Annotated in this window: 14 protein-coding genes; 6 read left to right on the forward strand and 8 right to left on the reverse strand. The window is 59.1% G+C overall.

All coding sequences use genetic code 11. From position 1 onward, the window contains the following. Positions 1-83 precede the first annotated feature (83 nt). Positions 84-737 (reverse strand): DsbA family oxidoreductase, encoded by a 654-nt coding sequence (locus BFL40_RS31300; protein ID WP_071487568.1) that lies wholly within the window; start codon positions 735-737, stop codon positions 84-86. Positions 738-792: 55 nt separating this feature from the next. Beyond that, entirely contained in the window at positions 793-1,812 is a 1,020-nt protein-coding gene (locus tag BFL40_RS31305) for an alpha/beta fold hydrolase (protein ID WP_071487569.1), read from the reverse strand. A 182-nt stretch (positions 1,813-1,994) separates the two neighbouring features. On the opposite strand from BFL40_RS31305, the gene metR reads away from it, so the two are divergent. Further along, on the forward strand, positions 1,995-2,912 hold the full coding sequence (gene metR, locus BFL40_RS31310) for a transcriptional regulator MetR (protein WP_044274718.1): 918 nt from the start codon (positions 1,995-1,997) through the stop codon (positions 2,910-2,912). Here metR and BFL40_RS31315 read toward each other — a convergent pair. The 6 genes from BFL40_RS31315 to BFL40_RS31340 all read right to left on the reverse strand — a co-directional run bounded on the left by BFL40_RS31315 (position 2,909) and on the right by BFL40_RS31340 (position 8,123). Further along, positions 2,909-3,412, reverse strand: coding sequence for a GNAT family N-acetyltransferase (locus BFL40_RS31315; protein ID WP_071487570.1), 504 nt, complete (start codon positions 3,410-3,412; stop codon positions 2,909-2,911). The two genes, metR and BFL40_RS31315, sit on opposite strands and share 4 nt — an antisense overlap. Then, positions 3,409-3,831, reverse strand: coding sequence for an NUDIX hydrolase (locus BFL40_RS31320; RefSeq protein ID WP_071487571.1), 423 nt, complete (start codon positions 3,829-3,831; stop codon positions 3,409-3,411). The genes BFL40_RS31315 and BFL40_RS31320 overlap by 4 nt, the downstream gene beginning before the upstream one ends. A gap of 169 nt (positions 3,832-4,000) precedes the next feature. Next, positions 4,001-5,338: a response regulator c-di-GMP phosphodiesterase, NosR family gene (gene nosR / locus BFL40_RS31325; protein ID WP_071487572.1), complete on the reverse strand. Its 1,338-nt coding sequence runs from the start codon at positions 5,336-5,338 to the stop codon at positions 4,001-4,003. Positions 5,339-5,505: 167 nt separating this feature from the next. Beyond that, on the reverse strand, positions 5,506-5,778 hold the full coding sequence (locus BFL40_RS31330) for a type B 50S ribosomal protein L31 (RefSeq protein ID WP_071487573.1): 273 nt from the start codon (positions 5,776-5,778) through the stop codon (positions 5,506-5,508). A 100-nt stretch (positions 5,779-5,878) separates the two neighbouring features. Further along, entirely contained in the window at positions 5,879-7,204 is a 1,326-nt protein-coding gene (locus BFL40_RS31335; RefSeq protein WP_071487574.1) for an APC family permease, read from the reverse strand. Positions 7,205-7,301: 97 nt separating this feature from the next. Then, complete coding sequence (locus BFL40_RS31340) at positions 7,302-8,123, reverse strand: carbon-nitrogen hydrolase family protein (protein WP_071487575.1); 822 nt, start codon at positions 8,121-8,123, stop codon at positions 7,302-7,304. 92 nt (positions 8,124-8,215) lie between these two features. Between BFL40_RS31340 and BFL40_RS31345 the strand changes: the two genes are divergently transcribed. The 5 genes from BFL40_RS31345 to BFL40_RS31365 all read left to right on the forward strand — a co-directional run bounded on the left by BFL40_RS31345 (position 8,216) and on the right by BFL40_RS31365 (position 12,552). Further along, a complete protein-coding gene (locus tag BFL40_RS31345; RefSeq protein ID WP_071487576.1) occupies positions 8,216-8,980 on the forward strand; it encodes a helix-turn-helix transcriptional regulator in 765 nt (254 codons plus the stop codon). A gap of 28 nt (positions 8,981-9,008) precedes the next feature. Continuing rightward, the gene (locus BFL40_RS31350) at positions 9,009-10,628 is read left to right on the forward strand and encodes an FMN-binding glutamate synthase family protein (RefSeq protein ID WP_071487577.1); all 1,620 of its coding nucleotides are present in this window, start codon (positions 9,009-9,011) and stop codon (positions 10,626-10,628) included. A 12-nt stretch (positions 10,629-10,640) separates the two neighbouring features. Then, positions 10,641-10,925, forward strand: a complete 285-nt coding sequence (locus BFL40_RS31355) for a putative quinol monooxygenase (RefSeq protein WP_071487578.1) — start codon at positions 10,641-10,643, stop codon at positions 10,923-10,925. A gap of 58 nt (positions 10,926-10,983) precedes the next feature. Beyond that, positions 10,984-11,280: a cupin domain-containing protein gene (locus BFL40_RS31360; protein WP_071487579.1), complete on the forward strand. Its 297-nt coding sequence runs from the start codon at positions 10,984-10,986 to the stop codon at positions 11,278-11,280. Between the two features lie 132 nt (positions 11,281-11,412). After that, positions 11,413-12,552, forward strand: coding sequence for an OpgC domain-containing protein (locus BFL40_RS31365; RefSeq protein ID WP_071487580.1), 1,140 nt, complete (start codon positions 11,413-11,415; stop codon positions 12,550-12,552). The last annotated feature ends 19 nt before the right edge of the window (positions 12,553-12,571 follow it).

The following is a 12,571-nucleotide window of genomic DNA, read 5'->3' on the forward strand; positions in this document are numbered from 1 at the left end:
ACCCGCTGTAAGAGCGGAACCCATATCAGCCGTTACCGCAGCAACGGATATGTACTCAGGCTACCCCGAAGGCCGCCACAGGCCTACCCCTTCGCCTCACGGATAATCTGACGAATCGCCCCGACAAAGGCTTCAGCCGGCTGGCCACCGCTGACCGCATATTGACCGTTAAACACGATGGTCGGCACCGAGGTAACACCCCGAGAAACCCACAGTTGTTCCTCTTCACGAACCTCAGCCACATACTCGTCGGAGGCCAGAATCTCGGCCGCGCGCTTGATATCCAAGCCGACACTTTCGGCGATGATCGCCAGGGTCGCGTGGTCGGACGGGTCCTGCCCATCGGTGAAGTAGGCTTTGAACAGCGCTTCCTTGAGGTTGTACTGCAAGCCTTCAAGCCCGGCCCAATGCAGCAGGCGGTGAGCGTCGAAGGTGTTGTAGATACGGCTCTGGCCGTCGGTGCGAAAGGCAAACCCCAACTCAGCGCCCATGTCGCGGATACGCGCACGGTTAGCCTGGGATTCTTCAGCGGTAGAGCCGTATTTTTCGGTGATGTGCTCGACGATGTTTTGCCCTTCAGCAGGCATCTTCGGGTTCAGCTCGAACGGCTGGAAATGAATCTCAGCCTGCACTTCGCCGCCAAGCTGGTCGAGGGCTTCGGTCAGGCCACGCAGGCCGATGATGCACCAGGGGCAAGACACGTCGCTGACGAAATCGATTTTCAGGGGAGTACTCATGGCAGGCAACCTCGCTGGCATTCTTGCGCCGTAAAAGCTGCACGATACACCAAACTCACAGCACCTTCGAAGGCTCCCCCAGGTCAATCTGCGCCCAGTGTGCGGCATCTTCGCGATGGGCTTGCAGGTACGGCAACACCGCCGTCAGCAACTGCGCTTTGAACGCCTCCTGGAAACGATGAGCCATGCCAGGGATCAGTTTCAGCTCGCTGCCCTGGATATGCGCGGCCAAATGCACACCGTGCATCACCGGCAACAACGGATCGGCGGTGCCATGCACCACCAGGGTTGGCACACGCAATTGATTGAGCAACGGGACACGGCTGGGTTCGGCGAGGATCGCCATGATCTGGCGCTTGACCCCGTCCGGGTTGAAGGCGCGGTCGTAGGACAGCGCCGCCTGGTGCAGCAACGCTTGTCGATCATCTTTCACGTAAGGGCTGCCCAACGCCGCCAGCAAGTCGGCCTGTTGCTCCAGTGCCACTTCACGATTGGGCGCGCTGCGCCGTGACAGCAATTGCACCAGCGCGGCACTCGGCGCCGGCAAGCCTTCGGCACCGGAGCTGGTCATGATCAGCGTCAGGCTCTCAACCCGTTGCGGTGCCATGGCTGCCAGGTGCTGGGCAATCATGCCGCCCATGCTCGCGCCCAGCACATGGAATTGCTGGATCTGCAACGCGTCCATCAAACCCAGGGCGTCATCGGCCATGTCGGTCAGCGTGTACGGCGCCGCCACCGGCAGGCCGAGCTTGTAGCGCAGCACTTCAAACGTCAGGTTGGCGCTGGCCGGAGCCTGCCGCCAAGTGGACAGGCCGACATCTCGGTTGTCATAGCGAATCACCCGAAAACCTTGTTGGCACAGGGCGACCACTACCTCATCGGGCCAGTGGATCAACTGCCCGCCCAGCCCCATCACCAGCAACAAGGCAGGATCGGACGCACGGCCGATGCTCTGATAGGCGATGCTCACCTTATCCAGGTCGACCGTTTGAGTCGGGACATTGACATCACATCGAGACGCCGCAAAAGACGGCAGGCCGAACAATAGAGCGGCCAGTAAAAACAACACGCGCATGAAAAACACCGAAACGCAGAACCCCAGTAGAGCGCGAGTCTGATGAAGTTTGTTCAAGCGCGCTGCCACAGTTGCGTGACAGTTTGATGAAGAGTGCCCAGCGGTCATGGTCGACACGAGCTGCAACATGAGACAAACTCACGCCATCCAGTTTTGTCACAAATTATCTTCATGGAGAGCCCGTGCTCGAAATCCGTCACCTCAAGACCCTGCACGCCCTGCGCGAAGCCGACAGCCTGGTGGAAGCTGCCGAACGCCTGCACCTGACGCAGTCGGCGCTGTCCCACCAGTTCAAGGAGCTGGAAGAACGCTTGGGCATGCCGCTGTTCGTGCGCAAGACCAAGCCGGTGCGCTTCACCAGCGCCGGCCTGCGTCTGCTGCAATTGGCCGATGCGACCCTGCCGCTGCTGCGCGGCGCCGAGCGTGATATCGCACGTTTGGCTGGCGGTACTGCCGGACGCTTGCACATGGCGATCGAATGCCACAGTTGCTTTCAGTGGCTGATGCCGACCATCGACCAGTTCCGCGATGCGTGGCCGGAAGTCGAACTCGACCTGGCCTCGGGTTTTGCCTTCGCGCCGCTGCCGGCCCTGGCGCGTGGCGACCTGGACCTGGTGGTGACCTCCGACCCGCTGGAACTGCCGGGCATCACCTATGTGCCGCTGTTCACCTACGAAGCCATGTTGGCCGTGGCGAACCAGCATGCACTGGCGAACAAGTCGTATATCGTGCCGGAAGACCTGCTCATCGAAACCTTGATCACCTACCCGGTGGAACGCGACCGCCTGGACATCTTCACCCGCTTCCTTGAGCCCGCCGATGTGGAACCGGCCCAGGTGCGCACCTCGGAACTGACGGTGATGATGATGCAACTGGTGGCCAGCGGCCGTGGCGTGTGTGGGATGCCGCATTGGGCGCTGCATGAATACAGTTCGCGCGGGTATGTGAAAGCCAAGCGCTTGGGTGAGAAAGGGTTGTTTGCGACGCTGTATGCGGGAATTCGTGCGGACATGCTGGACGCGCCGTATATGCGCGACTTCCTGCTGACGGCCAAGGACACGTCGTTTTCCACATTGGATGGGGTCAGTGCGGTGCGCTAGGAAGTGAGCTCACGCCACATATGGATCTTGTCGAAGTAATCGACACCCACCCGCACCGCCAGCGGCTCCAGGCCGAATTGGATAAAACCGCACCGCTGGTAGAGCGCAAACGCTGCGTCATTACCAGCGGTGACGGTCAGTTGGATCAGTTTGAGCCGGGGCTGTTTGCGCGCTTCGTCGAGCGCCGCCTCCACCAACTGACGGCCCAAGCCTTTGTGCTGATAAACCTCGGTCACGTACATGCCGAACAAGGTCACCTTGTGTCGCGCCTTCTCACGGGGCTCGAATGCCAGGCCGACAATACCTGCCAATTCATCCCCGTCGAAACCACCGAGCAGCCGATCCAACGGGTTGTCCAGGCGCTTTTCCCACCAGCTCAACGGCATCAAAGCACGCTCCGCCACGCTGGAGGTGAACGCTTGGGGATAGGCGCCGTATGCCTCAAGCATCAATGCTCGATAAGCCTCGGCGTCGTTAACCCCAAGCGTGCGGATGATCATGCGTTGCAGGTCGTCTCAGTCAATGATGCGCGATAAAACGGCAGGATCAAGTCGCGTGTCAACGGAGCCAATTGCAGACCACCATCTCCGGCAGGGTCGATCCAGCGCACTTCTTCGATTTCAGCCGCGGGTGTTACCGGCACGTCGATATGCACCTGGAACAACTCGGCTTCCACGGTAAAACCTGGCTCGTTGGCAGCAGGGGCCGAGAAGTGGCCGAGGTAGACGGCGTCGCTTGGCTCGATGTGCAAATTCAGCTCTTCGTGCAGTTCACGGGCGAGCGCCTCGGCAGGCTGCTCACCGGCATCGATCTTGCCGCCAGGTTGCATGAACGCCTGTGTGCCGCGCTTGCGCACCAGCAGGGTTTGGCCGTCGCTGCCGATCAGAAGGGCGGCGGCGATGCGGATGGTAGAGGTCATGAAAAGGTCACCTTAAACACAAAGGCGCAAGGATCACATGGCATTTAAATCAGAACAACCGTAGCAGCTGTCGAGCACCCGCGAGGCTGCGTTGGGCGCGACTCGATGCCCGTACCTGGCGCAATAGTGGCAGAGCTGCCGACGTAGCCTCGCTGGCGCTCGACAACGGCTACGACAACTCAGCGTAATCTTTGATAAATACGCTATAGCGCGCGCCTTCCATGGTTTCAAAGGCAATCAACTTATCCACCAGCGGCAGGTTCAACACTTTGCCGGCGTTGAGCAGCAACATACCGCTATCTGCATTCAAATTACGCGCCAGCACCATGCCCGCTTCCAACTCGCGGGTGCCCAGCACTTTTACGTTGGGGTCTCCCAGGGTCACGTCATTGAGGTAGGTGGCACACACCAACACAAAGTCTTCGACCATCTGCGGGTCATAGAACCTCCCGGCGTATTTGCGGATATACAGCAGCGCTTCGTCGCTGTTCATCTGCCGTTCCAGGATCAGGCCTTTTTGCAGCTCGATAAAGTCGACTGCCAGTTTCAGCAAGCGCGAACCTGCAGGGATCGCTTCACCTTTGAGGTGGTCGGGAAAACCGCTGCCATCCCAGCGTTCCTGGTGATGGCGGATCAGGCGCGCGGCGTCCTTCATCGGCTCCAGGGTCATCAGCAACGATTCACTTTGGGTGGCATAGGCGCGATAGCGTTCCCGGTCGCTGCCGTGCAACAAGTCCGAAGGCGAGGCCATCATGCTGTCGCTCCAGCTCAACTTGCCGATGTTGTAGAGCGCCGCAGCCATGGTCAGGTCGCGGTTGCTGGCGGAGTCCACACCGTGGGTCACGCTCCAGGTGCGCACCAGTTCGATGATCTGCCGGTTGGTTTGCTTGGCGCGCGGCAGGCGCAAGTTGGCCAGCAGCGAAAACACCTCAGTGCCGGTGGCGTAGCTGTGCTTGAGTTCTTCATAGGCCAAATCGAGCATATCGGCGGTTTGCTGCAGCTCGCTGGTGCGCGAAGCCACGTGTTTTTCCAAAGAGGCATTGAGCCGCTTGAGTTCTTCGTTTTGCTGCAAGGTCAGTTGTTCCAGGCGCAGACGTTCACGCTCGGAATGTTGATGGGCGAGGGATTGGCGCAGCGCCAACAGCAATTCTTCATCGTTCCAGGGTTTGCTGAGGTAGCGGTAGATCTCGCCTTCGTTGATGGCTTTGACAATCAGCGTCCGGTCGGTTTCGCCAGTCAGCAGGATGCGTACCGTGTGGGGATAGTGTTGATGGATATGCGCCAGCAACGAGGCACCGTCCATGTCCGGCAGGCGTGCAGCACTCATGACCAGATCAATGGTTTGGTTGGCGAGAATAGCCAGGGCATCAGCGGCGCAGATCGCGCTGTGCAGTTCGAAAGGTTCCAGCCGCAGCAGTTGCGTCAGGCTGTGCAATACGTCCGAGTGGGCGTCGATCAACAGCACCACAGGGCGGTCGGCATCGGTGAAAGTAACTGACTCTCCCATGGGACACCTCGGATCGTCGATATGCGTTCCTTAAGGTCGGGGCCACCGCCTCCTGGCGTTTACTGAGTAGTCTAGTCGGTTTTTCAAGAATGATGGCTTTACGATATCAACCCATAAAAAAACCGCTCTGGAAACGAGAGCGGTCTTCGAGGTGAAACACAAATCCCTCAGGCGTCGGCTTTTTTCGGGTTAGAGCCGAACGACGCGAAACGCTTGTTGAACCCGGCAATCCGCCCTTCGACCTGAGTCTTGCGCTGTTGACCGGTGTAGATCGGGTGTGAGGCGCTGGATACATCCAACGGGATATACGGGTAAATGTTGCCGTCGCTGTGTTTATGGGTGCGATCGCTGTCGGCGGTGGAACCAATCAGGAAGAACACGTCGGCGGCGGTGTCGTGAAACAGCACGGTGCGGTAGTCGGGATGGATACCAGCTTTCATAGAGCCTCCGGGGCGTTTGGGTGCATTCAATGTGTTATACAGTAACACAAATCATGCACTCAAACGAGAACCTATTGCAATAAGAATAGGCCTGGAAAGTCTATGCGGCTTCCTGGAAGTCCATTTCCGGTGGCTGTTGCGAAAAGCCACGCGTCAGAAAACCCAGGTAAACCAGCCCGATTGCCAACCACATCACCCCCAGGTAAATCGCCAGGTGATCGAGACTGACCATCAGCCACAAATCCGCCACCAGACCGATGGCAGGGAATACCAGAAACAGGATCAACTCACGCACACCGCGCCCTTTCGCACCGATCCAGTAGTGGAAGATCACCGACAAGTTCACCAAACTGAAGGCCAGGAACGCGCCGAAGTTGATGAACGAGGTGGAGGTGGTCACATCCAGCTTCAACGCCAGCAACGCCACAACCGCGCACAACAGAATGCTGTTGACCGGCGTGCCGAAGCGCACATGCAAAGTGCCGAAGAACGATTTAGGCAACACGCCGTCGCGGCCCATCGCGAATAACAAGCGCGAACCACTGGCCTGGGCCGACAGCCCTGAAGCGAACTGACCGACAATCAGCCCAATCAGGAAGATCGACACAAACAGGTCGCCACCAATATTGCGCGCGATTTCGTACGCCGCCGAATCCACATTGGCGAACTCGAATGACGGATGAGCGATCTGCACAAAGTAGGACACCGCCACGAAGATCAGCCCGCCGATCAAGGTGATCAACATGATCGCCCGAGGGATGGTACGACGTGGGTCGCGGGTTTCTTCGGTGAGGGTACTGACCGCGTCAAAACCCAGGAACGAATAGCAGGCGATAGCCGCGCCGCTCATGATCAATGGCATTTGCATCTGGCCGTTGAAGAACGGGGTGAGGGTCCACAACGGCTTGCTCGCATCGCCGCCGATGTAGTGGATGCACAACGCCACAAACGCAATCAGCACCAAAAACTGCACCAGCATCAGCAAGGCATTGATGCCGTTGGCCAGCTTGAGGCCGACGATATTGATGGCGCTGGTGATGCCGATAAACGCCAGCACCCAGACCCACTGCGGCACCGAGGGAAACGCAGAATTGAGATACGCCGCGCCGATCAGCCAGATCGCCATGGGCAAAAACAGATAGTCGAGCAACACCGCCCAACCGGCGATAAAGCCCAGCTTGGGGCTGATCGCCTTGCGCACATAGCTGTAGGCGGAACCGGCTACCGGGAAAGCCGAGGCCATGCGCCCGTAACTCATGGCGGTAAAGAACATCGCCACCAGGGCCGCCAGGTACGCGGCGGGCACCATGCCGGCGGTGGATTGCGCCAGGATGCCGAAGGTGCCGAGCACAATGATTGGCGTCATATAGGCGATGCCAAACAGCACCACCGACCCTAACGACAGGGTGCGTTGCAAACGAGCCATGAGCGATTCTCCGCTGATTTATTAGATTTATGGCAGAACTGAAGTCGGTGAAGCGGATGCTTTTATTAGAGTGCAGGCCCTTGCAGGGCCTGTTATTTCAGGTCGTTGGAATCAACAACTCGCGAGTCCCATCGCTGCGCTCAATCACCTCACCCGGCAACTTCAAGCGTTGGTCATCCAGGTAGCGGTAGTCCTTGCGAGCCGCCGCCAGTTGGTCGAGATCCAGCTCAACCGTAAATTGCCCTTCCTCACGCCCAGCCTCGAACAGCAACGTGCCAATCGGGTCCACCAGGGCGCTGCCACCGGCAAACAACAGCCCGTCATCGCCCTCTTCCACCCGGTTGACCATCAGCGCAAACGCCTGATTTTCCTGGGCGCGAGCCATGATTGCGGTGCGGTGCGTCGGGCCATACGGGTCCATATTGCCGTTGGTGACAATCAGCAACTCGGCGCCCAATTGCGCCAAGGCGCGGGCGGTTTCCGGGAATTCGATGTCGTAGCAGATCAGCAGGCCGACGCGCACGCCGTTCCAAAGGCAAGTGGCGTAGCGATCGCCCGGGGTGAACACGCCGCGATCCGAAGCCCACAGGTGGGTCTTGCGATAACGCAGGGCGATGCCTTCCGGGGTGATCAGCAAGGTGGTGTTAAAGAATTGGCCGCTATCAGCCTCGGCCATGCCGATCACTACCGCGATATTGCGCGCTCGGGCGGCCTGGATAATCGCCTGTACGGTCGGGCCATCCACGGGCTCAGCGATGTCGGCAACCGTTTCGGCCGTCGGGAAGCCCATCAGGTGGGTTTCCGGGAATACGATCAGTTGTGTATCACCAGCGCAGGCAGCAATTGCCGCCAAGGCGCGCTCAAGGTTGTAAGCTGTGCCGTTATCACGACCTGCCAACTGGGCAAATTCGACCTTCATGGGAAATCCTGTTTTTTATCTGTGGCGCAGTATGCGCAGCCACACCCGCCGGGGAAATCACGCCACCGGGGTAACCCTATGGGGGTAGACGAATGACAGTCTCGCTGCAAGACATCGCCTGGCACCGTTCGGTGGGGCAAATGATAGACGCCCTCGACCAGGCCAATTTCTGGACCCAGCTTGTTCGATTGCTGGACCAATACGTGCCGTTCGACAGCTGGGTGGTGTTGCTGTTCAGCAGCGAGCACCGGCCTTTGGTATTCGCCGAATGCCCAGGTGCCGACGGTACACCCGACCATCTGTTCCAGGACTACCTCAACGGCCTGTACCTGCTCGACCCTTTCTACATCGCCAGCCGAGAGCACTTGCGTACCGGGCTGTTTCGCCTGGCGGAAGTCGCGCCGGAGCATTTCGAACTCACCGAGTATTACCAGCGCTACTTCCGTCTGAATGTGGTGGCCGATGAAATCCAATTTAATTGCCAACAGCCGGATGGGCGTACCCTATGCCTGTCACTGGGCTCGAAGCAGCGCTTTGACCCGCATCAGATTGCCTTGCTGTCGTTGATCCAACCCTGGGTTTTAAGTTTGCTGCGCCAACGCCTGCCCTTTGAACTCAAGCAGGTCAGCGCGCTGCAACCGCCGATTCAACATGATGATTGGGGCGCGCAACTCACCGCCCGTGAGCTGGATGTAGGCCGTTTGATGCTCAGCGGTTGCTCTAGCAAGGAAATCGCTCGTAAGCTGGAAATCTCTGTTGAAACCGTGAAAGTCCATAAGAAACACATGTACAGCAAGCTAGGGATCAAATCCCAGTCAGAGCTGTTCTCGATCTTTCTTCAGGCGCAAAACGCCTAGCCGATGAGTCCGAACCAAGGAAAACCGTATGAGCCTGTCGTTACTAAGCCGTTACGCCTTCTTTGCCGTGTGTGTCATTTTCACCCTCGCCAGCCTGCCCTTTATTCAACATGAATGGCTGTGGCCCATCACCGTGGTCACCGGCATCCTCAGCCTGATCGGCATTTTCGACCTGCGACAAAGCCCCCATGCAGTGCGCCGCAACTACCCGATCCTGGGCAATATCCGTTACCTGGTGGAAGCCATTCGCCCGGAAATCCGCCAGTACCTGCTGGAGTCCGACAACGACGCCCTGCCCTTCTCCCGAGCCCAGCGTTCGCTGGTCTACTCGCGCGCCAAGAATGAAAGCGCCGACAAACCCTTCGGCACCTTGATTGACGTGTACCAGTCGGGTTTCGAATTTATCGGCCACTCCATGCGCCCGGCGCCGCTGAGCGACCCCAGCGCGTTTCGCGTGATGGTCGGCGGCCCCCAGTGCAAGCAGCCGTACTCGGCGTCGGTGTTCAACATCTCGGCCATGAGCTTCGGCTCCCTGAGCGCCAACGCGATCCGCGCACTCAACCAGGGTGCCAAGCTGGGCAACTTTGCCCATGACACCGGCGAAGGCAGCATCAGCCCCTATCACCGCGAAAACGGCGGCGACCTGACTTGGGAACTGGGCAGCGGCTACTTCGGCTGCCGCACCAGCGACGGCCATTTCGACCCGGAACGCTTCGCCGTGCAGGCGCAAAACCCGCAAGTGCGCATGATCGAAATCAAGATGAGCCAAGGCGCCAAGCCGGGTCATGGCGGGATCCTGCCCAAACACAAAGTCACTCAGGAAATCGCCGATACCCGCGGCATCATGATGGGCGAAGACTGCATCTCGCCGTCGCGCCACAGCGCGTTTTCCACCCCGATAGAAATGATGCAGTTCATCGCCCAACTGCGCGAACTGTCCGGCGGTAAACCGGTGGGTTTCAAGTTCTGTCTCGGCCACCCATGGGAGTTCATGGGCATCGCCAAGGCCATGCTTGAAACCGGCATCCTCCCGGACTTTATCGTGGTGGATGGCAAGGAAGGCGGCACCGGTGCCGCGCCCGTGGAGTTCACCGACCATATCGGCGTGCCGCTGCGTGAAGGCTTGCTGTTTGTGCACAACACCCTGGTGGGCCTGAACCTGCGCGACAAGATCAAGCTCGGCGCCAGCGGCAAGATCGTCAGCGCATTCGACATCGCCAGCGTCCTGGCCATCGGCGCCGACTGGGCCAACTCGGCACGCGGCTTCATGTTTGCCATCGGTTGCATCCAGTCGCAAAGCTGCCACACCAACAAATGCCCCACAGGCGTCGCCACCCAAGACCCACTGCGCCAGCGCGCACTGGTGGTACCGGATAAGGCCGAGCGCGTGTTCAACTTCCACCGCAACACTCTTAAAGCGCTGGCGGAAATGCTGGCGGCAGCGGGTCTCAATCACCCCTCGCAACTGTCGGCCAAGCACTTGGTGCGGCGTATGTCGGCGACGGAGATCAAGCTGTTCTCGCAACTGCATGTATTCCTAAAACCCGGCGAGTTGTTGACCGGTGAGGTGAGCGGCGAGTTCTATTCGCGCATGTGGCAGATGGCGCGCGCAGACAGCTTCGAGCCCCATGAAGTCGTGGCCGCGTAAAGGATCGATAGTGTGTTGAAAGTCATCGCCGAAGATTTCATCAAGCCTGAACATCTGGATGCTGTGCGCCCGTGGTACGCCGAGCTTGTGGAAAAAACTCGCCAGGAACCGCTGTGCATCGCCTACGATTTGTTTGTCGATCAAAAAGACCCGGGGCACTTTATCTTCATCGAGCTATGGCCCGACCAGGCAGCGCTCGATACGCATTGCCAGACCGAACACTTCACTCGGCTGGTGCCACAAATCAACGCGTATCAAGCCAAGCCGTGCAGAGTGCTGCTGATGGATGCGTTCTAACCAACCCTTTCCCGCTGAACCGGACCACCGACGGCATCGTTGAAACAAGGAGCTTCACATGCCGTTACTCGACTTCACTGCCATCGCCGGGCAACTGCCCGATACCTGGAAATCAACGCGCCTGGGTCAAGTCGGCCCGGCGCGGATCAAGGTGCTGCGCATGGATGAGCAGGCGTACGAAGAAGAAACCCACGACTATAACGAGGGGTTACTGGTGATCAACGGCCATTTGCGCCTGAGCATCGGTGATGACGAAATCCGGGTTGAAGCCGGCCAGATGTACCTCGTGGAAGCCGGCACCGCCCATGGCGTACTCGCCGGCAGCCGGGGCACTTTGGTGATCGTGGATGTCTAGAGACATTCAGTAATACCCCGCCTTTGCAATTGCTTACAAATACCGCCAACCTGCGCCCGCCCGACGTGCGGCGTACGACAACCCGCGCGTTCGCGTGTCATTACTAAACCATTTGTTCAAGAGCCCGCAGCCATGCTGAACGGACGCGACCCGCGCATCGATTTTTTTCGGGGCCTGGCGTTGATCTTCATTTTCTGGGATCACGTCCCCCATAACCCACTCGGCCAGATCACCCTGCGCAACTTCGGTTTCAGCGATGCGGCGGAGGTATTTGTGTTCCTCGCCGGTTACGCCGCCGTGCTGGCCTACGGCAAGATCCTGCAACGCGACGGCTACTGGATTGCCTCGCTGAAAATCCTGCGCCGTACCTGGGTGTTGTACGTGGTGCACATCTTCCTGCTGGCGATGCTGATGGGCATCGTGTTCTTCGCCAACAGCCATGTGGAAACCCGCGATCTGGTCGCAGAAATGGGCCTGACGCACTTCGTCACTCACCCGCAACAAGCGCTTACCGATGAACTGTTGCTGCGCTTCAAACCTAACCTGATGGACCCGTTGCCGCTGTACATCGTGCTGTTGGCCGGCTTGCCGCTGGTGTTGCCGCTGATGCTGCGCAAGACCTGGGCGGTGGTCGCCATCTCCACGACGATCTACCTGCTGGCGCCGTGGATGGGTTGGAACCTGCGCGCGATTGCCGATGGCGTGTGGTACTTCAACCCGGTCACCTGGCAATTGCTGTTCGTACTAGGTGGTGCGGCGGCGCTCTACAGCCAGAAAGATCGACCGGTCGAAACCCGACCCCTGATCCATCAGCCGATGTTTATCGCGGCTGCCATTTATGTACTGGTGGCCGGTGTGCTGACCGTGTCCTGGCGCTGGCCAGAGATTCATGACGCGCTGATGCCGTCGCTGCTCAGCGACTTGATCTACCCCATCAGCAAGACCGATTTGTCGCCGGTGCGCCTGCTGCACTTTCTCGCATTGGCCTATGTCACCGCCAAGTTGCTGCCGACAGATGGCTGGACGCGTAATTGGCTGGCCAGACATGTCTGTCAGATGGGCCGCTATTCCCTGGAGGTGTTCTGCCTCGGCGTGGTGCTGGCGCCATTGGCGGACATGCTCAACGCGCTGATGGACGATGCCCTGGTCATGCAACTGCTGACAGCCATCGTCGGCGTCGCACTGATGGCGGGCCTCGCCGCCTGGCTGGAGTTGAACAAGCGCCTGACCCAACCGCCAAGGATCGTCACCCGTTCTGCCCCCGCTACATAGGTAGCGCCAGACGCCGACA

The sequence above is a fragment of the Pseudomonas costantinii genome (assembly GCF_001870435.1).
In the GTDB taxonomy this organism is placed as follows: domain Bacteria; phylum Pseudomonadota; class Gammaproteobacteria; order Pseudomonadales; family Pseudomonadaceae; genus Aquipseudomonas; species Aquipseudomonas costantinii.